General features: G+C 38.2%; 17 protein-coding genes. 8 read left to right on the top strand and 9 right to left on the bottom strand.

The genetic code is table 11. The features are described 5' to 3' along the window. The first annotated feature begins 79 nt into the window (after positions 1-79). From WD048_16920 to WD048_16910, 3 genes are read left to right on the top strand one after another with little or no spacing between them, the layout of a single operon-like run. Positions 80-2,020, top strand: a complete 1,941-nt coding sequence (locus WD048_16920) for a 7TM diverse intracellular signaling domain-containing protein (GenBank protein ID MEX0813904.1) — start codon at positions 80-82, stop codon at positions 2,018-2,020. Between the two features lie 28 nt (positions 2,021-2,048). Further along, positions 2,049-3,134, top strand: coding sequence for a hybrid sensor histidine kinase/response regulator (locus WD048_16915; protein MEX0813903.1), 1,086 nt, complete (start codon positions 2,049-2,051; stop codon positions 3,132-3,134). Then, positions 3,131-3,553: a response regulator gene (locus tag WD048_16910; GenBank protein ID MEX0813902.1), complete on the top strand. Its 423-nt coding sequence runs from the start codon at positions 3,131-3,133 to the stop codon at positions 3,551-3,553. The genes WD048_16915 and WD048_16910 overlap by 4 nt, the downstream gene beginning before the upstream one ends. Positions 3,554-3,728: 175 nt before the next feature. On the opposite strand, the gene WD048_16905 is transcribed toward WD048_16910, so the two are convergent. Next, complete coding sequence (locus WD048_16905; protein MEX0813901.1) at positions 3,729-5,660, bottom strand: Na+/H+ antiporter NhaC family protein; 1,932 nt, start codon at positions 5,658-5,660, stop codon at positions 3,729-3,731. A gap of 118 nt (positions 5,661-5,778) precedes the next feature. Here WD048_16905 and WD048_16900 point away from each other — a divergent pair, with 118 nt between their 5' ends. Together WD048_16900 and WD048_16895 are read left to right on the top strand one after the other, a co-directional pair. Beyond that, positions 5,779-8,043, top strand: a complete 2,265-nt coding sequence (locus tag WD048_16900) for a T9SS type A sorting domain-containing protein (GenBank protein MEX0813900.1) — start codon at positions 5,779-5,781, stop codon at positions 8,041-8,043. Positions 8,044-8,158: 115 nt separating this feature from the next. Further along, positions 8,159-9,778 carry an ATP-binding cassette domain-containing protein gene (locus tag WD048_16895; GenBank protein ID MEX0813899.1) on the top strand — a complete coding sequence of 540 codons (1,620 nt, stop codon included), beginning with the start codon at positions 8,159-8,161 and terminating at the stop codon, positions 9,776-9,778. A gap of 23 nt (positions 9,779-9,801) precedes the next feature. Here the strand turns inward: WD048_16895 and WD048_16890 are convergent, their stop codons facing one another. Continuing rightward, positions 9,802-10,557, bottom strand: coding sequence for a toxin-antitoxin system YwqK family antitoxin (locus WD048_16890; GenBank protein MEX0813898.1), 756 nt, complete (start codon positions 10,555-10,557; stop codon positions 9,802-9,804). 163 nt (positions 10,558-10,720) lie between these two features. Here WD048_16890 and WD048_16885 point away from each other — a divergent pair, with 163 nt between their 5' ends. The 3 genes from WD048_16885 to WD048_16875 are packed head-to-tail and all read left to right on the top strand — an operon-like array spanning position 10,721 to position 13,391. Beyond that, positions 10,721-11,539, top strand: coding sequence for a 2,3,4,5-tetrahydropyridine-2,6-dicarboxylate N-succinyltransferase (locus tag WD048_16885; GenBank protein MEX0813897.1), 819 nt, complete (start codon positions 10,721-10,723; stop codon positions 11,537-11,539). A 50-nt stretch (positions 11,540-11,589) separates the two neighbouring features. Next, positions 11,590-11,955 (top strand): hypothetical protein, encoded by a 366-nt coding sequence (locus WD048_16880; GenBank protein ID MEX0813896.1) that lies wholly within the window; start codon positions 11,590-11,592, stop codon positions 11,953-11,955. A gap of 20 nt (positions 11,956-11,975) precedes the next feature. Beyond that, positions 11,976-13,391: an HD domain-containing protein gene (locus WD048_16875; GenBank protein ID MEX0813895.1), complete on the top strand. Its 1,416-nt coding sequence runs from the start codon at positions 11,976-11,978 to the stop codon at positions 13,389-13,391. A 222-nt stretch (positions 13,392-13,613) separates the two neighbouring features. Here the strand turns inward: WD048_16875 and WD048_16870 are convergent, their stop codons facing one another. From WD048_16870 to WD048_16840, 7 genes are all read right to left on the bottom strand, one after another. Next, the gene (locus WD048_16870; GenBank protein ID MEX0813894.1) at positions 13,614-13,952 is read right to left on the bottom strand and encodes a hypothetical protein; all 339 of its coding nucleotides are present in this window, start codon (positions 13,950-13,952) and stop codon (positions 13,614-13,616) included. Positions 13,953-14,010: 58 nt separating this feature from the next. Beyond that, entirely contained in the window at positions 14,011-15,909 is a 1,899-nt protein-coding gene (locus WD048_16865; protein ID MEX0813893.1) for an amidophosphoribosyltransferase, read from the bottom strand. An 81-nt stretch (positions 15,910-15,990) separates the two neighbouring features. Further along, on the bottom strand, positions 15,991-16,959 hold the full coding sequence (locus WD048_16860; GenBank protein ID MEX0813892.1) for a MoxR family ATPase: 969 nt from the start codon (positions 16,957-16,959) through the stop codon (positions 15,991-15,993). Beyond that, positions 16,952-18,232, bottom strand: a complete 1,281-nt coding sequence (locus WD048_16855; GenBank protein ID MEX0813891.1) for a peptidylprolyl isomerase — start codon at positions 18,230-18,232, stop codon at positions 16,952-16,954. Before WD048_16855 ends, WD048_16860 begins: the two co-directional genes overlap by 8 nt. An 88-nt stretch (positions 18,233-18,320) precedes the next feature. Beyond that, a complete protein-coding gene (locus WD048_16850) occupies positions 18,321-19,262 on the bottom strand; it encodes a hypothetical protein (protein ID MEX0813890.1) in 942 nt (313 codons plus the stop codon). Positions 19,263-19,297: 35 nt separating this feature from the next. Then, complete coding sequence (locus WD048_16845; GenBank protein MEX0813889.1) at positions 19,298-21,268, bottom strand: peptidylprolyl isomerase; 1,971 nt, start codon at positions 21,266-21,268, stop codon at positions 19,298-19,300. Positions 21,269-21,443: 175 nt separating this feature from the next. After that, a complete protein-coding gene (locus WD048_16840) occupies positions 21,444-22,922 on the bottom strand; it encodes a T9SS type A sorting domain-containing protein (protein ID MEX0813888.1) in 1,479 nt (492 codons plus the stop codon). Positions 22,923-22,992 lie beyond the last annotated feature (70 nt).

Below are 22,992 nucleotides of genomic sequence, written 5' to 3'. Positions count from 1 at the left end.
AAATTAGCAGCAGCTTTTGTTTCTCTCATTTTTTAACCCTTGATTCGCATTATTAGAATATGCCTACCCGATAGTGGACATGGCAGATCTTTATATACTTTCTCCTAATGGAGATATTGAACTTCAAAAAATGGGAGAAAATGTGTCGATATCTGAGAGAAAATATCAACATCCCAATTTTATTTATTCTATTAATATTCCTAAAAATGAAACCAGAACATTATTTCTAAAAATCAGTAATGGTCAACAAATTATGTTGCCTTTAAAAATTGGGAGTGTAGAACAAATATATAATAGCATTTCAAATAGAGATGTTTTTTCCAGTATGTACATAGGCATAATATTAATAATGGTCTTGTTCAACTTCTCTCTTTATTTAGCAATTAAAGACGGAAGCTACATATACTACGTTGGTTACATATTGGCAGCAGGACTAACACACGTTAGTCATCACGGTTATACATATAAATTGTTATGGCCAACATCCCCACAACTAGCTGAATTAAGTGTTGCTCTTTCACCTGCAATCATAGGTTTTGCTACAATTTTTTTCATAAGAAACTTTCTAAGAACAAAATTATACGTGAAAAAGCTAGATCGACTATATAATTTATTTATAGTCATGTACATAGTTTCTACTATAATATATTTTATAGGGTTCCCTCAGGTTAGCTATAAACTTTTACAATCAACCGCTTTAATGATATCTATTTTAATAATAATTACTTCTATCCCTATTATGCGAAAAGGTTACCGTTCTGCAAAATTCTTTTTTGTAGCATGGACAATATTTTTATTGAGTGTTGTAGTTTTTATACTAAAGGATTTCGGTATACTCCCCTATAATCTTATAACTGTATATTGTCTGGAAATAGGTACTACTATAGGCTTAGTTCTTCTATCTTTCGCCCTCGCAGACCGTATTAATATTCTTAAAAAAGAAAAAGAAGATGCGCAGCAAAACGAATTAAATGTGCTTCAAGAAAACAAGAATATAGTTGAACAACAAAATGTAATCCTCGAATCAAAAGTAAAAGAGCGAACAGAGGCCCTGCAACAATCCAATGAATACCTGAGCAAGGCCATAACCGACCTTAAGCAGGCACAGTCACAACTGGTAGATGCTGAAAAAATGGCATCGCTGGGACAGCTTACAGCAGGTATTGCGCATGAAATCAACAACCCCATCAATTTTGTAGTTTCCAATATCAACCCTTTAAAAAGAGACATCAATGATATTTTACAGATACTGGAAAAATATGCCGAAATTAAAGATGAAGAAAACCTGTCTGAAAAACTGGCAGAAGTAGAAGCTTTAAAAGAAGAGCTCGATTTGCAATTCACGTTGGATGAAATAGATCAACTCTTAAAAGGAATTAATGAAGGTGCAAATAGAACCGTAGAAATAGTAAAAAGCCTGCGCACTTTTTCCCGCCTGGATGAAACTGATTTAAAGAAAGCGGATATCAATAATTGCCTGGAGTCCACACTTTTATTGCTCAATAGTGCCCTAAAAGAGAAAGTAGAAATTCAACAGCATTTTGCTGATTTACCGCTTATAGAATGCTATCCGGGTAAAATAAATCAGTTATTTATGAATATATTAAACAATGCTGTACATGCCATTGGTGAGAAAGAATATGCAGAAAATGAAAAAGGATTGATTACATTAGTGACTGAAGATGCAGCAGAGGATGTAATTATTAAAATTAAAGACAACGGTACCGGTATGGATGAAACTACGCGCAATCGTATATTTGAGCCCTTTTTCACTACTAAGGATGTAGGTGAAGGCACCGGTTTGGGACTGTCTATTGTACATACCATTGTTGAGAAACACCATGCACATTTGGAGCTGAAAACTGAATTGGGAAAAGGCACTGAATTTACCATCCGCCTCCCTAAAATTCAAAGGTATAAGAATCAAGACACACAAAAACAAGACTTGGAAACATACAAACAAGAAAGAAGAAGCAATTTGCTTAATAAGCAAAGTTCTATGAGAAAAAAAACAGAATAATAATAGAATAAGGCAACAGATAATAATTATGAGCACAAAACCCAACATTTTATATGTTGATGATGAGCCCAACAACTTAACAGGCTTTAAAGCATCCTTTAGGCGGGATTACAAAATCTTCACTGCGGAATCTGCAGAGGATGCTATGGAACTGCTAAAAGAGGAAGACTTTGAAGTGATCATCAGCGACCAACGTATGCCGGGGATGTCGGGGGTGGAGTTTTTCGAAGCCATCAAAGACGATTATCCTCAACCGGTGCGAATGCTGCTCACCGGCTATTCCGATATTGAATCTGTAATTAAAGCCATCAATGAAGGGAATGTTTACCGCTACATTACAAAACCCTGGGAAGAACAGGATTTAAAATTGACCATTGACAATGCCCTGGAATTTTACAAGGCCAAAAATGACCTGCGCCAACGCAACATTGAGCTTGAAAAAGCGTACAACGAACTGGAAAAATTTGTTTACAGTGCCTCTCACGATTTGCGTGCACCATTGGCATCGGTACTCGGAATTGTGCGGCTGGCCAAAATGGAAAACAAAAACCCCGATTTTGAAGACTATTTAGACAAAATCGAAACCAGTATAGATAAACTGGATATTTTTATTCAAAACATAATTGCCTACTATAGAAGTGAGAAACTTGAAGTACAAAGTACAGAAATCGATTTTGAAGAACTTATAAGCAATGCAATTCAAAGTCTCGAACATTATGAAAATGCCACTGCAATAGATATTAGCATGGAAATAAAGCAAAATGAAATATTTAAATGTGATGAGTCTCGCTTGAAACTCATTGTCAACAATCTACTTTCAAATGCCATTCGCTACCAACGACCGGAAGAAAGCAATAAGCGCATTGATATCCGTGTATCAGTTGAGCACAATATGGCTACAATTAAAGTAGAAGACAACGGCATCGGCATTAAACCTGTGGACATACGTAATATATACAATATGTTTTATACTACGGCATCGGCAAATTCCGGTTCCGGTATTGGGCTTTATATAGTAAAAGATACCCTCAAGAAACTTTCCGGTTCTATCGAAGTGGACAGCACTGCCGGAAAGGGCACTACTTTTATCATAAAAATACCCGGACAAAAATGAGCACTACTACAAACCAACTCGTTATGCTGGTTGACGACAGCAAAATTGATTTGTTCCTCAACAGAAAATTTCTGAATGTAGCAGGTATTTCAGCCAATACCCTTGATTTTCTATCGGCAAAAGAAGCCCTGCAATACATTGAAGAAAATGCAAAATATCCTGATAAACTGCCGCTGCTAATTCTTCTGGATGTTAAAATGCCTGAGATCAATGGCTTTCAATTTTTGGAACACTACAAAAAAATTAAACAGAACATTAAAAAAGACATCAAGATTATCATGCTTTCTTCCACTATAGATCCCGTTGACCTAAATCGTGCCAGAGATAATGAACATGTATTTGATATTTTGAAGAAACCCCTGAATCCCAATGTGCTGAAAGAAGCCCTGAAAGCTCAAAAAATAAAATGGGTGGCTTAAGCCGGATAAACCGGAAATCCTAATTGCTAAAAAAGTAAATCCTAAACAAACCTAAATATCAAAATAAAAATTATTTAAACAAGTACTTCAGAATAACATAAAATTTTCTCGCAAAAAATGGCAGGATATGAATATTAATCTGAGCTCTTAAATAATAATCCTCGAGCTCACGTTATTAAGCCAATCTTACTACAGAGTATAGTGCTACAATACCCACAGGATAACCCAACCACCAGGGTAAGCCCAAAGCAAAAAACAACCCCCCGCAAACCAAACAAACAAAACCCACTGTTAATGCATATGGCAATTGTGTCTTTACATGACTCAAGTGATCACAGCCCGATGCAAGCGAGCTCAATATAGTAGTATCAGAAATTGGCGAACAATGGTCGCCCAATACAGACCCCCCAATAACTGCCGCTGTTAAATGATAGATGACCGGCAATATATCCTCAGTTGGCAGGCCTTCGGAAACACCAAGCGCATATGCAGCAGGCAAAATTATCGGATATAATATAGCCATTGTACTCCAGCTCGAACCTGTAGAAAAAGCAGTGACAGCTGCCAGCAAAAAAGTAATTAAGGGAAAATACAGTATGCTAACTTTCCCTTCCGTAATACTGATTAAAAAAGTAGAAGTATGCAATTCCTCGGTAATGATGGCAAGTGACCAGGCCGCTACCAAAATCACTACAGGCTGCAACAAAGATTTAAAACCAATCATTATGCTATCAGCAGTTTCAGGAATATTTAATATTTTCCCGCCAATACTGAGTGCCATAGCGGTCAATAAGCCCAGCAATGAAGCCCAGACCAATGCCTGATAGGAATCAGCATTTCCCACAGTAGTAGATAATTTGCTTAAAAAACCTGCGCTACTATGCCATATTTCCGAATCATGACCGGTTATGATCAACCCTGCAATGGTACCTCCCACTACCATCAATACAGGAAAAAAGGCATTGTACCAATGCGGGCGAACATTTTCTTTAGGCTGCATTTCCTCATCTATTTGTTCTGGAATTTGGTATTCAGCAGTATCAGGATTTGCCGCATTTTCCTCTGCTTTTTTCATAGGGCCGAAATCCTTTTTCATAAAAATGAGCAGAAGTATAAAAAACAAAGTCAAAAAAGGATAATAGGAATATTGCAAGGAGTTTAGAAAAACAGAATAAGGACTTTCATCAATTTTCATGATTTTCAATGCGCTTTCAATATACCCAAGCTCAGCGCCTATCCAGGTAGTGATGAATGCTACAGAAGCAATAGGTGCGGCTGTGCTGTCAACTATATAGGCGAGTTTTTCACGGGAAATCTTAAAACGATCGGTCAATGGACGCATCGTATTCCCAACGACCAATGTATTGGCATAATCATCAAAAAAAATCAGTACACCAAGCAGCCAGGTAATAAATTGCGCCATCTTGCTGTTTTTGGCAAAAGGTGTAAGTTTATTGACTATGCCCTGCATCCCTCCATTTTTAGTGATCAGTGCCACCATTGCACCAATCAACAATGAAAAAATTATTATAGAAAGATGGCCACTGTCTTGCAGTACAGTAATTACATAAGTATCTACTACTTTCAACAGGCTCGAAATAATATGAGCTACATCGAGTCCATTAACGATATACACCCCAAGCCAAACTGCAGAAAACAGTGAAATAATCACCTCCTTAAAAATTAATGCAAGTACAATGGCTAATAATGGCGGAAGTATTGAGTACCATAGTGGAATTTTTTTGTAGCGCCAATACGCATCCTTATCACTGATATGATATATTTCCCGAACTATCTTTTCTTTGATGTGAAGTGTAAAAAGGTTTAAATTTTCAGGCATGTTAACTTCCACAAGAGCTACTCCTGCTTTGAAATACAAATCAATTTCCTCCTTTCCATAAGTAAATGTTCCCGAACCATTGAATTCAATCAATTCACCGGAAGAATTTTTCAATTCTATATTTACGCCTTCTTCCGCAGCATTAAATTCAAAGCCAGATATTTCGCGATAATCAGAAATATTAGATGCACTTAACTGAAGCGCTGAAAAACAGAGCAATGAAAAACACAACAAATCTTGGACTATACTTTTAGAAAACACATTCATTTCTTAAGTTGGAAAGTTCCGTAAAACTATTATAAATTGTGCAATAAATAGGTGGAGGATAAATAGATCAGGCAACTTTTTGCTCCTGCTAATTGTTTTGCACAAATACTGATTTACCATGAATATATATCAACGCATATCCTTATTGTTTTTTATTCTATATAGCCTTGGACTCTCCGCACAGTTTATTTTCAATCGCTTTGATAATATACCTGTAGTTAAGAATAATCATGAGTTAAAATATCCCTGGGCTGGTGGATTGAACAATCCGCAATTTTCAGAAGCTGACTTGAACAACAATGGCATATTGGATTTGGTGGTTTATAATAGAAGCTATGTAGTAAAAGGTGACAAAATACTCACTTTTATCAATCAGGGAACACCTGGAGAAATAGATTATGTATATGATCCAGCTTACCAGGCAGGGTTTTACGATATTGGCCCAGATAGTCTGGCTCTGGACAACTGGCTCTTGCTTAAAGACATGGATTGCGATGGTATTGAAGATGCCCTGGCAGGCACCCAACCCGGCCGAATACATTATTATCAGGGTATATACCAGAATGATATGCTGACTTTTAAACACAGGAATTATCTGCGCTACAATCCAGGCTCAGTGAATATTTTTATATCCGGACTGGATATTCCTACTATTATAGATGTTAATTTTGATGGGGATCTCGATATTCTAACCTTTAACCAGGGTGGTACCACTATAAGCTATTTTGAAAATTTATCAATGGAAACATTTGGGCAGTGTCAGGAAAATTTCATTTTTGAGCAAGTAGATGATTGCTGGGCAGATTTAAAGGAAACAGGCAATAAACGAGAATTTGATATTGATACCAGTTGCGGCACTATTAACAAAACAGGCCCCAGACATTCCGGTTCTACATTGCTTGCTTTTGACCAACATGGGGATCAAGCAATTGATATTCTTAGCGGAAATATTTCATATCCGAATTTGACTTTTGCGGAAAATGGAGGTAATAGTGATACAGCTTTTGTAGTAGCTCAAGACACTTTGTTTCCTAGTTACGATATATCTTTTGATTGCAATAATTTCGGCATCACATTTCTTGCCGATGTCAATAATGATGGATTAAAAGACCTGATCGGGGCACCTAATGAGCCTAAAAAATCTGAAAATATAGCCTCTTCCTGGTATTATAAAAATGTAGGAGATTCTAATAATTATGTGTTTGAATTTGTAACGGACAGTTTTCTGACCAATGAAATGCTCGATTTTGGAGAAGGCGCAAGTCCTCTTTTTGTGGATGTAAATCAGGATGGAAAGCTGGATATACTTGTGGGCAATTACGGTTATTATGAAAGTACGGTGAGCTATTTTACATCATTGGCCTATCTGGAAAATATTGGTACCGACAGCAGTTTTGCCTTTCGCCTTGTTGATTCGGATTTTGGCAACTTGTCTCAAGATAGACTTACAGCAATTCACCCTACTGTAGGAGATTTGGATGGCGATGGGGACTTAGACCTCATTGCAGGGGATAAATCAGGTTTTATTCATTACTTTGAAAACACTGCCGGACCCGGCAACCCTATGCAATTGGGCCCCGTTCAAGGCCGTTATTTTGCTATTGATGTGGGCGAATATAGTACTCCTCATCTTTTCGATGCGAATGGCAATGGGCTCTTAGACCTTATCATAGGTGAAAAAGATGGCAATCTGAATTATCTGGAAAATAAAGGGACAGCGACTAGTCCTTCTTTCAATAGCATTCCTGACAATTCCTTTTTAGGCGAAATAGATGTACGTTTACCCAATTTTTATAGAGGATACTCCTCCCCTACATTTTCCAGGCTGGACTCTACGAATAATTATTTTCTGCTTTCAGGCTCACAGCAAGGTGTAATAAAAGTATATGCTTTTAATCCCGACAGTCTTTTATCAGGAAAATTCTCATTAGTCTATGAAGAATTTTCCGGCATTAAAGAAGGTGAAAACAGTAATATCACTATTGCAGACCTTGATAATGACGGGATGTTTGAAATGGTAACGGGCAATTACAGAGGTGGACTTAGCTTTTATTCGCAAACTGATAGCATCCAAGTTCCCGACTCAATTATCAATTCAATCCAACCCTTAAAAGACGATCTCAAGGGCTCTCTTAAGCTGTTTCCAAACCCGGCAAACAACCTTGTGAATGTAGAATGGAATTTGCCTGATAAAGAAATAGGCAGCAATGCTCAATTGCAAATTTTCGACAGCCAGGGAAAGGCAATATACAACAGCAGTATTTCTATTGTTGATTCAAATGGCCGCCATCAAATTGACATTAGTCCATATCCTTCAGGTCTCTACCTGATTCGGGTCTCTACAGGAAATAAACGCATCACCGAGAAGCTCTTAAAGTTTTAAGGTTTTTTTACGGAAAAAACCGCATCGTCACAAATACTTGTTGATAAGCAAACCCAACTGCAAGCTTTGACTAAAAAATTCAATACTTTTGCAGTCCAAAAATATTTAGCGGAATATGATCACTGTAAACGACCTCAGCCTCCAATACGGAAAACGCATTTTATTTGATGATGTGAATATCAAATTCACCAAAGGCAATTGCTATGGAGTAATTGGAGCCAATGGTGCGGGGAAATCTACATTTCTTAAAATACTCTCAGGAGAAATTGATCCCACCTCAGGACAGGTTGACATCACTCCGGGTGAGCGTATGGCTGTGCTTAAACAAGATCACAATGCTTTTGACAAATACCAGGTACTGGAAACAGTATTGCGCGGCCACAGCAAACTGTGGGATATTATGGAAGAGCGCAATGCCATATATGCCAAACCCGATTTCAGTGATGCTGATGGCATTAAAGCTGGAGAATTAGAAGAGGAATTTGCCAATATGGAAGGTTGGAATGCAGAATCTGATGCCGCTGAATTGCTGAGTAACCTGGGAATAAAAGAAGAGTTGCATACCAAAATGATGCACGAACTTACCGGTAAAGAAAAAGTACGTGTATTGCTGGCTCAGGCGCTTTTCGGCAATCCCGACCTCTTGCTGCTGGATGAGCCTACAAATGATCTGGATGTAGAAACCATTAGCTGGCTGGAGGATTTTCTTGCAGATTTTAAAAATACTGTGATTGTTGTATCGCACGACAGGCACTTCCTCGATATGGTTTGTACACATATTGCCGATATTGATTTTAGCAAAATACAATTGTACACAGGAAATTACTCTTTCTGGTATGAATCCAGTCAATTGGCCGCAAGACAGCGCTCTGATAAAAACAAGAAAACAGAGGACAAACGCAAAGAGTTGATGGATTTTATTCAACGGTTTTCGGCCAATGCTTCTAAATCCAGACAAGCTACTTCAAGGAAAAAAGCCCTGGAAAAATTAAAGATTGATGAAATAAGACCTTCCACCAGGCGCTATCCCGGTGTTATCTTTAAACAAGAGCGCGAAGCGGGGAATGACATTTTGGAAGTCAGTGACCTGAGTGCATCCCATGAAGGCGAAAAATTATTTTCAAATATCAGTTTCACGGTCAACAAAGGCGATAAAATCGCTATTACCGGTAGCAACAGCCTTGCGATTTCCCGCTTTTTTGAAATCCTTGCAGGAAAAGCAAAAGCCGAGACGGGCGAGGTAAAATGGGGCGTTACCATTACCACTGCCTATTTACCCTCTAACAATGACGAATATTTTGACGCATCAATGAATTTGATAGATTGGCTGCGTCAATATTCTGAAAATAAAGATGAAACCTATATTCGCGGATTTTTAGGGAAAATGCTTTTTAGCGGGGAAGAAACCCTCAAAAAATCCAATGTATTATCCGGAGGGGAAAAGGTGCGCTGTATGTTGTCACGACTGATGTTGAAAGAAGGCAATGTGCTGCTTATGGACGAACCAACCAATCACCTTGATATGGAAACCATCGTGGCTCTGAACAATGCCATGAAAGATTTTGCAGGCACTATTCTGTTTACCTCACATGACCACGAATTGAACAATTCAGTAGCAACCCGGGTAATTGAGCTCACACCAAATGGCGCCCTTGACAAACTGATGAACTACGATGAGTACATCAATAGCGAAGCCGTAAAAGAGCAACGCGAAGCATTAATGGCTGTAGTATAGCCTCTTTCATAGATTTACTGGAGTCAATACTCTTTGTAATCCGTTACTCTGCCAGCTTCGTATATAATTCTTTTACTGGTATCGCCTTCTTCTGTAAAGACAGTTACAACTCCCTGTTCCCAGCCTTCTTTGAAGTTCACCTGCTCTTTTAAAGCGCCACTTTCATAATAATATTCCCAGTATCCGGTCTCTTTTTCATTTTCAAACTGCCCTGTCGATTCCAATTCGCCATTTTCATAATAGCGTTTGTAGGGGCCGTGCTCTTTATTGCCTTCAAACTGAACAGACTCTCTCAGTTTACCACTTTCATAAAAAAACTCCCACTCCCCTTCCATACTGTTTTCGATGAACTGTCCTTTTTCGCGCAGCTTGCCATTGGGATAATAAGAGGCGTATGGACCATGATAATTGCCCCGCTTGTAGGTTTCTTCTATCTCTTTTTTACCCTCCTTGTACAAAACTCTTTTGCCGTGCAGTTCCCCTTTGGAGTATTCGCATTTTTCTATCAAAGTACCATTTTCATCAAAATACTTGGCAACTCCACTAAGGTCTCCATCTTTGTAGTTTTTTTCTTCTTTTAATTGCCCATCGGAATAATAGGACTTGTAGGCACCAATTCTAACTTGTTCATCTTCGCCTTTTATAAAATACGTTTCTTTGAGCCGGGTTTGATCTTCATCGTACCAATTTTCAACTTTTACTGGATCCTGTTCTTTACAGGCAGATATAAAAATCAACATTGAAAAAATCAGGAAATAAGCAATTCTTAAATTGTACATAGGTTATTATTTTTCAATTCTGTTAAATCAGTCTGTCATTATAAAGCGAAAAAAGCTTTTAAATAAAGCCATCCATCAAAGGAACGCTTTGCAAATTTCGCAAAGCTGTTCTGTATCGGTATATTTGCAACACAGAAAACGAGTAGAAATTTAAGGAAATTTTATGAGCGAAGAATTAAAAAATATTATTGAGAGGGCATGGGAAGAACGCAGCCTTTTAGAAGACAGTGCCACTCAAAAGGCAATCAATGAAGTAATAGAAGCCCTTGACAAAGGAAAGTTACGCGTGGCAGAGCCTTCTGGTGATGGCTGGAAAGTCAACGATTGGGTGAAAAAAGCAGTGATTCTGTATTTCCCTATCCGGAAAATGGAAAAGATAGAAGTCGGTCCTTTTGAGTTTCACGATAAAATGGCCTTGAAAAAAGATTATCAAAAACTGGGCATAAGGGTTGTTCCACATGCTATTTCCAGATATGGTGCATATATTGCCAGTGGTGTAGTAATGATGCCTTCTTATGTGAATATAGGAGCATATGTAGACAGTGGGACAATGGTAGATACTTGGGCAACGGTTGGTTCCTGTGCGCAAATCGGCAAAAATGTACATCTGAGCGGAGGTGTGGGTATCGGAGGTGTTTTAGAACCTGTACAGGCAGCTCCCGTTATTATTGAAGACAATTGCTTTATCGGTTCGCGTTGTATAGTAGTAGAAGGGGTGCGCGTGAAAAAAGAAGCAGTGCTCGGTGCCAATGTTGTATTGACACAATCTACAAAGATACTGGATGTTAGCGGTGCTGAAACAGTAGAATACAAAGCTGAGATTCCAGAGCGATCTGTTGTAATTCCCGGCAGTTATACAAAAAAATTCCCTGCCGGAAACTACCAGGTGCCCTGCGCATTGATTATCGGCAAGAGAAAAGCTTCTACAGATAAAAAAACCTCCCTGAATGAATGTTTGAGAGGTTTTGAAGTTGCCGTTTAAGTTTATCTTAGTAATTCTACTAATTTTTCAAACAGATAAAATCAATTGATATGGCACTTACAATTAAGGAAGCTTTAGAAAAAAAATCCGATGCCTTTTATATTGGCAACCGCTTGGTTTTGCCTTTCAAGTGCCAGTTGATCAAACTCATTGTAGATTCACATATTTATACAGAACTGGTTGGCAACCTTGATATTAAGCTGAACCAAGACCCGCAGAACACTTCTATTTATATTAGAAGCATAGGACAATTGAAGAATTTTTTCGATACTTATAAGACCATCAAAATTATCTGTTGTGAAATGGATGATGATCTATGCGATATTGACAAGCACATTAAGCTGCTTTGCCGCATCAAAGAAAACCACATTGCCAGTATCGATATTCCGGATGATGATATTTTGTTTATAGAGTGAGCCAGATTAAACCCAAAAACATGTTGCAAATTCGCCCCGATGAGGAGCAGGTACTCTTTAAAATTGCTGAGGCTGCCCAATCGTTGGGAATGCCCGCCTATGCAGTAGGTGGTTTTGTGCGCGATAAAATTTTAAAAAGACCAACTAAGGATATTGATATTGTTTGTATTGGAAGCGGAATAAAATTGGCCAAAGCCAGTGCGGCACTTTTTCCAAAAACTTCTAAAGTAAGCGTATTTAAGAGTTTTGGGACAGCTATGTTTAAAGTTGGCGATCTGGAACTCGAATTTGTGGGCGCACGCAAAGAATCCTATACCCGCAATTCACGCAAACCAATTGTAGAAGATGGCAGTCTCGAAGACGATCAGAACCGCAGGGATTTCACTATCAATGCGCTGGCTATAAGCCTAGATAAAGAAAACTACGGAGAGCTGATAGATCCATTTGACGGTATCAGGGACCTTGACCTGCGCATTATCAGAACACCCCTCGACCCGGATATCACTTTTTCTGACGACCCGCTGCGTATGATGCGGGCATTGCGTTTTTCAGCTCAACTTGGCTTTAATATTGATCCTATTACTATGAAAGCCATAGAACGCAATGCTGAAAGAATAAGCATTGTTTCTCAGGAAAGAATTACAACTGAGCTCAATAAAATTGTTGAAAGTCCCAAGCCATCAAAAGGTATTAAACCCCTTTTTAAAACTGGATTATTAAAATTAGTTTTCCCCGAAATGCAGGCTTTACACGGAGTGGAAACCATTGATGGAAAAAGCCACAAAGACAATTTTTATCATACCCTTCAGGTGCTGGACAATCTTTCTGAAAAGAGTGATGATTTATGGTTGAGATGGGCGGCTATACTTCACGACATTGCAAAACCTGTCTGCAAGCGTTTTGACCCTAAAACTGGCTGGACATTTTACGGACACGATGCCATTGGCGCTAAAATGGTGCCCAAAATTTTTCGCAGACTCAAACTTCCGATGAATGAAAAAATGAAGTATGTTCAGAAAATGGTGGCTTTGCATTTGCGTCCCATTGGACTGAACAAAAGCATTACTTCCGACTCGGCTATTCGCAGGCTGCTTTTTGAAGCCGGAGATGATGTGGAAGACTTAATGCTTCTCTGCGAAGCAGATATCACGACTAAAAACAGGGAAAAAAGAGTGCGCTTCCGCAAAAATTTCGATATCGTAAAACGCAAGCTCAAAGAAATTGAAGAAAAGGATCAGGTCAGGAATTTTCAACCGCCTATTTCAGGAGAAGAGGTTATGAAGTGTTTTAATATCAAACCAGGTCGCTCGGTAGGGATTATAAAAAACAGCATCAAAGAAGCAATACTTGACGGAGAGATCAAAAATCAACGCGATGAAGCTTGGGGTTATATGCTGAAAAAAGGAGAGGAGCTGGGCTTGAAGGCTAAAAAATAGTTCTCGCAGAGTCGGTAAAGTAGAGTGAAGGAACAAGCGATAATGGGACGATACCTCAATTTCAAACCTTGTTCCTTCCGCCCCCTCATCAAAACTTTGAGTCGAAAAGCGGTCTGACGGTTCATTTATTAAAGTTATCGATATGGTAGAGCTTGGTTTACAGTTTAAGAAAACCGTCTGACCGCTATGGTTTTAATTTAAAATGACTGGGAATATAATTTATCATTCCTCCATCCCCGGAAAAGCATTGACATACTGAATACGCACATCAGGAAAGTTCTTTACAATTTGAATGCGGAAATCAGGAAAAGCATCTACAAACATCCACTCACCACATTCATCGGGGAAAGCATTTACCTTCTGCACACTTAAGTCTGGGAAGGCATCTACTATTTCTACACGGATATCTGGAAAACTCTCAACAATTTGCACTTTGCCATAAAGCGAAATGCCATCAAAAGTACAGTTGTCATAATCCAATTCACCATCTTGCGAAAACACAGAAATAAAGGGAAACAAGCAGATTAGAAAAAGTAGTGATTGTTTTTTGACAAGCAACATGAGTTGAGGTTTTATCCAAAAACGAAACTAAGGCTTTTGAAGTATAATTTGATACAGATCAATAAGCCCTTTCAGAACTGCCCTCTATGTAATTGATAAAAGCCTTGTTGACTACTTTGTTGCCTCCATTAGTCGGGAAATTGCCCGAAAAATACCAGTCGCCTTTATGGTTGGGACAGGCCTCGTGCAAATTTTCAATACTTTGGTATATGATCTCTACATCAGAGAAAATATGTTTTGGTTTGAGAATTTGAGATATTTTAGCCGAAATCTCATCATCGCTAAATTGCTCATAGAGCTCCTGTACTTTGTTTTCAATTTCTTCCAGCGGTTTCTTATTCTCCTCTATACACTTCTCATAAATCTGGCGTAGCAAACTTTCCTGCTTGCGGTCTTTTAAAAGCTCAATTGCTGCTCTAAATGCCACAAAATCTTTCATTTTTGACATATCGATGCCATAACAGTCAGGAAAGCGAATTTGCGGTGCAGAAGAAACAATCACAATCTTTTTGGGCTCCAGCCGGTCTAAAATAGAAAGAATGCTTTTTTGCAAAGTAGTGCCTCTTACAATTGAGTCGTCAATGGCAACCACCGTATCAACATTTTTGCGCACCAGGCCATAGGTCACATCATATACATGCGATACCAGTTCATCGCGAGATGCATCTTCCGTAATAAAAGTGCGCAGCTTGGCATCTTTTATAGCCAGCTTTTCTACTCTTGCTTGCATATGAATAATGCGGTCAATCTCCCCTGGATCTGAAATCCCTTTTTCGAGTATCAATTTCTTTTTGTGCAGGTTTAAATGCTCATTGAGCCCTTCCATCATCCCGTAAAATGAAATTTCAGCTGTGTTGGGAATAAAAGAGAAAACCGTGTTTTCAAAATCATAATTGATTGATTTCACCACCTTTTCAGTCAATAAACGCCCCAATGCTTTTCGTTCCTGGTAAATGTCCTTATCAGTACCTCTGGAAAAGTAGATGCGCTCAAAACTGCAAGCAGTTTTTTCTTCGGGTACGCGGCACTGTACTTCATTTAATTTTCCATTTTTCTTAATAACAAGTGCATGCCCTGGTTTTAATTCTTTTACATTCTCAAGCGGAGTATTAAATACAGTCTGAATGGCAGGGCGTTCACTGGCCACCACAGCCACTTCTTCATCTACATAGTAGAAAGCCGGTCGAATGCCATTGGGATCCCGCACCACAAATGCATCTCCGTGCCCTATCAATCCGGCCATTACATAACCTCCGTCAAAGTCTTTCACCGATTTGCTCAATATTCTTTGCAGGTCTAATTTTTCAGCTATTATATGAGAGATTTGCTCATTTTCATAGCCTTGCTTTTTGTATTCATCAAAGATACGTTGGTTCTCCATGTCCAGAAAATGCCCGATCTTTTCCAAAACAGTAACCGTATCGGAAAGCTCTTTTGGATGCTGCCCCAATTCTATCAATTGGTTGAAGAGTTCAGCAACATTGGTCATATTAAAGTTCCCCGCCAGCACCAGGTTTCTGGCCATCCAGTTGTTTTGACGCAAAAAGGGATGACAGGCTTCAATACTGTTTCCCCCATGTGTTCCGTAGCGCAAATGTCCCAGCATTACTTCGCCCAGATATTTCATATTGTGCTTAAGCCATTGCGGGTCTTTCAGGCGGTGTGGTGCTGTTTCTTCCAGATTTTTAAACTCGTGGAATATACCTTTAAAAACTTCCTGAATGGGATTGGCGGCATTGGATCTGCGCCTGCTTATGTAGCGACTGCCAGGCTTAGGGTCAAGTTTAATGGTTGCAACACCAACTCCATCCTGACCGCGGTTGTGCTGCTTTTCCATCAGGAGGTAGAGTTTTTTTAGGCCGTAGAGTGCTGAGCCATATTTTTCCTGGTAATAATCTAAGGGTTTTAACAATCGGATTAATGCGATACCGCATTCATGCTTAATTTGGTCGCTCATTCCCGGCTTTTGATTGAGTTGCAAAGTTAGGCATAATCTGCCATTAAATAAGGGATTCTATATGCGCGATCCGGTGATGTCTCAAAGAATTTTTCTAATAATATCATCATTTGAGATGTTTTCCGCTTCAGCTTTGTAGTTCTTTACAATTCTATGGCGCAAAATTGGCAATGCTACAGCCTTCACATCTTCAATATCAGGTGAATATTTTCCTTTTAATGCGGCATGGCATTTGGCACCAATAACCAAAAATTGAGATGCCCTGGGCCCTGCACCCCAATCGAGGTATTCTTTTACAATTTCTGCTGCCGCTTCACTGTCTGGGCGTGTTTTGCCCACAAGCCTTACTGCATATTCTAACACATTATCGGGAACCGGCACTTTTTTAATCAACTGTTGAAATGCTATGATTTCCTCTCCACTCAAGCATTTATTTACTGTGGCTTTCACACCTCCGGTAGTGCTCTTTACAATGTCGAGCTCTTCATTGAAACTGGGATAATCCAATACAATATTAAACATAAAACGATCGAGCTGAGCTTCGGGCAAAGGATAAGTACCTTCTTGTTCAATAGGATTTTGCGTTGCAAGCACAAAAAAGGGTTCTTCCAATCTGTACATTTGCCCAGCTGCAGTAACTGTTCTTTCCTGCATGGCTTCCAAAAGTGCTGCCTGGGTCTTTGGAGGCGTTCGGTTAATTTCATCGGCCAGAATGATATTGGCAAAAACTGGTCCCTTATTAAATTTAAAGCCACTGTTTTGCTCGTAGGTTTCAGAACCTGTAATATCAGAGGGCATTAAATCAGGAGTGAATTGAATTCTTTTGTAGGAGAGGTCCAGCACATCTGCCAGTGTATTGACCAACAAAGTTTTTGCAAGACCAGGCACGCCTACCAAAAGGCTGTGGCCATTGCTCAAAATTGAAATCAAAACGCTTTCTACTACAGCATCCTGGCCAATTATAACTTTGCCAATTTCTTTTTTTAATTTTTTATAATTCACTGCCAAGGCATCTACTGCCTCTACATCATTCTTAAAAGTATCATTCATAGCTTTTGGTAATTACATCGGGTTTTTCCCATTTCTTAATATTCTCACAATTGTAGAAATTATCTACTCTAATATAGGTTTCTTTTATTCGCATGCTAAGCCACTTTCGCAATACCTGATCTTCTTTCTGCTGCAATGCGGCTTTTTTAATTCGGTCGTAATCATCTTTTAAATTGGCCTCATGCGGCTCTGTTTGTGATTTTAGATACAATACCCTATAAGCTTGTTCCTGGCTTCTTTCATCTTGAAATAGCATGGGTTTTGAAAATTCACCGGGTTTGAGCTTATCAATTCCAAAGTAAACAGACTTATCGAGTTGCGAAATTTCAAATGAATTGCTTCCTGTGTTTTGATTGACAAGCATTCCGCCACTGTGTTTTGTTCCTTCGTCTTCTGAATAAAGTTTTACTGCCTCCTGAAAACCGATCTTTCCTTCATCGAGCAATGTTTTCACACTATCTGCCCTTTTACGTGTATCTTTTAAATCAAAAGAAGTGATCTTGGGTGATACGAGAATATGGCTGAGTCTTGCACGTTGCCCTTTCATTTCAGTCATTTTGATAAGGTGGTAACCAAATTTTGTTTCTACAATATCTGAAACCTCACCAGGTTCAAGTCTGAAAGCTGCTGCTTCGAATTCCTTTACCATTTCCCCGCGGCTTACAAAACCCAAGTCTCCATTATTTTGAGCCGAACCGGGATCTTCCGAGTAGATCAGTGCAAGCATACCGAAATCTTCTCCTTTTTCGATGCGCTCTTTCAATCCTTCAATTTTATCTATAGCCAACTGTCGCTGCATGGGAGATACTTTTGGCTTAAAAACAATTTGGCCTATTTCTACTTCTGCATTAAAATAAGGCAAACTGTCTTTGTGTATTTTATTGAAAAAAGTTTTTACTTCAGAGGGCGTTACTTTCACACCTTCAAATATTTTATCGCGCATTCGTCTTGAAAGGAGCTGATCTCTAATGTCTTTTCTAAATTCATCTTTTATAGAAGTAATTGATTTGCCATAGTATTCTTCGAGTCTTTCCTGCGAGCCAATCATACTGATAAAATACTGAATCCTTTTATTCAATTCATTTTCTACTTCATCTTCACTAATGACAAGACTATCGAGTTTAGCCTGCTGTAGGTACATTTTTTGAGTCATCAGGTCTTCCAACAAATTGCACTTCATGTCTTCTGTGACATTTTCATTTTCGAGCTTAATTTGCTGGTATTGCAATTCTACATCAGAAAGTAAGATAATTCCATCGCCAACTATTGCCAAAATTTTATCTATTAATTTTTTGTCGTTTTGAGCAAATATGTTTGTGCTTGCAACCAACAATAAAAAAAGCAGTAAAAATTTACTATGTTTAATATATTTCAAATTTTCCTTTTTTTATAGCTTCCTGATAAATTTGATCGTGTGCTTGTTCAATCAGTTTCAGCTTTCTTTTGTTGAGAATTAATTTTTTTATATCGTTCTTAACCAATTCTATCGGAGCCAATTCCCCCTGATCTTTCCAATCATTTACCTTTAAATAATAAAAGTAATCAGAATCTGCCAATTCTTCTGTCTGTTTTGTACGTCTAAGCCGTTGAATTATTTCATTTTCAAGTGGAAATTTGCTTAGTAGCAACTGATTTTCTATCCATATACTGTCTTTCAGCGAAAAATCTTCAGCAAAGGTATAGCAATAAGCACTGAGTTTTTCTTTGTGCTGTTCTATATTTGTGACCCAAAACCGCAAAGAATCAAGCTTAGGTGCTTCTTGTGCCACAATGATATAATAAATTTGATAAGCTGGGTATCGCAACAAAAAGTTAGAGCGATTTACTTCATAAAAGGCGCTGAGTTCTTCATTAGTAACCAAAGTATCCAATTTTTGCCTGACTAGCTCTTCTTCATACAGCGCTGTAAGCAATGATTCCCGATAATCTTGTACTTGTTTTTCTATAGTTTGTTTTTCTTCCGGAAGGTATAGTGCTACTTTTTCTAAAATAAGTTGCTTTTTTATCCAGTTACGGGTAATTGTCTGTAATTTATCAAGGCTGTCTTTTTTCGAGCTGCCTTCCTTTATTATTCCTACTACCTGATCGTGGTATAGTACTTTTTCTCCACTTCTTGCAAGGGCAATACGGTTTTCATCTATTTCAGTGCTATTAAAAAATTTGCAGCCTGTCAACATCAACAATACAAAACAAAGCGCAAAAATTGGTTTTCCTTGATTTGTGAAATCATTAATTACAGTTACACGTGAAAAGTCTAATTGTTTTTGAAATGCGATATCAAGCTGACTTAAGCTGACAGTCAATTTACTCCAAGTACTAATAAGGTAGCATTTTAAGATCACTGTTTTATGAGTGGCTTTATAACTTCGCGATTAATTTCAACGGTATATTTTTCGCGCAAATCTTTGATCCATTCTTTTTCAAGGTGCTCCTGGTAATCGGAAATAATGTATCCCCTGGCTTCATTAAGCGTTTTGGGCTGAGCTGGAATGACCTCATTAATTTTGATAAAATAAAATTGCCCGTTTTCATTGCTTTTGAGTTCGTTTACTCCTTCGGTCCATTCCATTGCATCTACTCTGCTATCATCACCTCTCTGGTAAATATCGCTTTCTACTTCAAGCAGAGTTTCTTTTTTATTGAGTTTTTTTACTATTTCCTGAACTGATTTTTTTCCTTTAGCAGCCAGTTTATGTGCTTTTTTAGCAGTTTTCTCATCTTTGCTTATAAAGGTACTTGCATGAACTCTTTCGCTCCACATGTAATTGTTCTTATTTGCTTCATGGAAATTCTTAAGCCCGACAGTATCTTTCACGGCCTTGCTCCAAACTTTTTTATCTGTCAATTCAAAGAGTAAAATACCATCGCGGTATTCTTTCATTAAATTTCTAAAATCCACATATTTGCGGTCGAGCTGTGCTTCTTCATAGTTAAAGCAGGACTCTTGCTCGAATTGATTGTAATATTCCTGAAGCAATTTTTCAGCCCTTTCTCTTCTCTTGCGTTTTTGCCTGGACTCTAAAAATTCTACAAAGTCTTTTTGTGTAAAGTTTGTACCTGCCAATGAAAACAAAGGTTTATCGAGGTTTTCTTTGTTTTCCATTTTATAAGGACCCATCAGAATTGTACCTCCAATTCGTTCGAAAATTTCTTCCTTATTCTTAGGGTAAGTCTTAAAGTTGTACTCTTCTTTTATGCGTTCGACTAAAGTGTTCTTTGCAATTTGTGAGCGTGTATCTCTTTCCACTCTTTTTCTTAACTGGTCTTTTATTTCATTAAAAGGTGGAATAGTATCTTTTGAAATGCGCTGTATAATATGCCAGCCATAATCTGTTTTTATGGGTTTGGAATAATCCCCATCTTCTTTTAAAGAAAAAGCAGCAGTTTCAAATGCTTCTACCATTTTTCCGGTGCCAAAAACCGGGATTTCCCCATTTGTTTTCTTAGAAAAACGATCTTCAGAATAAACCTTTACCATTTGTTTAAAATCTGCTCCGGCTTCAAGATGCTTATAGACTTCTTCAATTCTGGATTTACTAAATGCTTTTTGTTGCTCACTGGGGTTTTCGGGCACTTTAATAAGAATATGTGCCACTTTAATTTTTCCCTGTGCAGGCCTTTTATCCGTGACTTTGAGAATATGGTAACCAAAACGAGTACGAACAGGATCGCTGATTTCACCAACAGGCGTATTATATGCAGCAGACTCAAAAGCATAAACTGTTTCAAAAACAGTGAAATATCCTATATCTCCCCCATTTTCAGAAACAGAGGGGTCGCTTGAATATTTTTTAGCAAGGGTTTCAAAATCCTTACCCCTGTCAAGTTCTTTTTTTATTCTCAGAGCTTCTTTATAAGCTTTCAATGTATCAGAAGGAACTGCATCGTTTGCAATATTTATTAGAATATGGCTGGCGCGGACTTCCTGTTTTTTTCTTTCATAAGCTTCTTTAATCAACTTATCGGTAACTTCTCTATCGTATAAATAAGATTTAGACAATTGTTTTCTGTAACCTTCCAGTTCTTTTTTTAGGTTCTGAAGTGTATCAAGCCCCATTTCCTCTGCTTGTTTTACCTTCAATCTGAAATTGACATAAAGGTTCAGATAGGTTTCAAGTGATTCTTGAGTATAACTGTCCTTATCATTCTGGTTGTTTTTATTATAAACATATTCAAACTCAGAAAGCCTTACAGTTTGGTCTTCTACCGTAAAAAGTACCGGGTCATAGTCTTTTTTAGTTTCCTGTGCTGTCGCATTGATACATAAGAAAGAGCATATTAGACTGAAATAAAATCCCTTGAGCTTCATCAGGTTTGTGTTTTGCCTTTATAAAAATAAAAAGCAAAATTAGGGATTTAAAAATGGATGGGGAAATACTGTTACAGACTAAAAAATATCAAGCAGTAGTAGGATATTCATTTCAAACCCAAAAAGCCCGGACATAGTGCTATGGCCGGGCTTTAAAGAGTATGTTTAGATAGTGCTATTCAAAAACCACCCGTTTAAATCCGGATTTTCCATTTGAAAGGGTAACACTCAAGAAATAGATACCTGTACTTTCGCCATTTCTGTTTAAGGTATATTGACTGAGATTGCCAACATTCTCCTGTCTTAGCAGTTTGCCTGCAACATCATACAATTCTACTGATTGTATAGTGTGAATATTGTCATTTAACTCGACTCTTATAGTGGAATGAGCTGGGTTGGGGTAAATGTTCATACTGATTGTCTGATCATTAATAGGGTCGTTAATTCCGTTAGCTCCAACTACTGTTCCTGATGTATCTTCAGCTGTTGGAAATATTGACCAATTCCAGGCATATGTAACATTTCTTTGTACATTAACATTATTGAAATCTTCAGTCAACACTCCTCCTGTTTGGGGACAGGCATCCATATAATTATTGTCGAAAAAAGCCTTGTAAATCCTAGGGATTGAGTAATCCATAATTGTATCAATATAGGCCAAGGCCCTTGACTTACTTGCTGTTGGGTTGTTTGGGGGATTGGTAGCATACCAATTGTAGGGCTCAAATCCTGCGTTTGCACCATAAAAGGGGTAGTTGCCTTCATAAACAACTCCATCGGTACTTTGAGGCCCTGGGCAAAAGCCTCCTCCAGAAAAAACATCATTGTTTCCGTATTGATTTACATATGGCATAAAATCGCCAGGACCACTTACTTCAATTATTGCAATTTGATTAGCTCCTGTAGTTACAACAGCTGTTTCATATGGAGATGCATCATTAACACCGTGAAATGCGATAACCGGTGTTTCTCCGGGATCAACCCAACTGGTGTCTCCTACATCACCTCCAAGACTCAATACAATATCAAATTCTGAACTGTATCCTGGGTGGTTATAATAGGACAGAGCTCCATTTTCACCATCAAAATTCCCCCACAAGGTAGTGTCAATATAAGGGTCTCCATTACTGTCCAGAAATTTAAATACACTTAGTTCTTCAGGACGATTAAGGTTCGCTGCCAAGAGTGCATGGTAAGCGCCAGAGTTGGAACCGCCCAAAATTATTTTATCTGTATCCACATTATATGTAGCGGCATTTTTTCTAAAGTATCGGATCAGGGCTTTTGAATCATGCGAAGCTTTATATACTGCCTGTATAATGGTGCTTGCCCGGGTTTCCTGATCGGGAGCCTGTGGATTCCAACCAAGACGGTATGTAAATGCAACGGCTACAAAACCTCTTTTAGCAAATTGAGTACACATTTCTACCAAAAAACTATCACTTTTTGTGCCAAATGGAGCATTAGTTAAAGATGGAGGTAAATAACTACCGGCATGGCTCAAAAGAATTAAAGGTCTGTTAGTAGAAGTGTCTCCATCAGGAGTATATACATCCATTTTTAAACTGTCAACATATAGTGTGACCTGAGCTGACATACTTCCGAATGAAAATAATAGAAATAAAATAAGGGTTATTGATTTAAAATTTTTCATGATTTTTGGTTTTTGAATTAAATTAAAATGTTCCAACTCGCATAAATATATAATGAATTCTCTGATTTTC

This window comes from Chitinophagales bacterium, assembly GCA_040877935.1.
Taxonomy (GTDB): Bacteria; Bacteroidota; Bacteroidia; order Chitinophagales; family CAIOSU01; genus JBBDNB01.
Note: the sequence above shows the minus strand (reverse complement) of the source record. Positions and strands in the feature narration are given on the sequence as shown.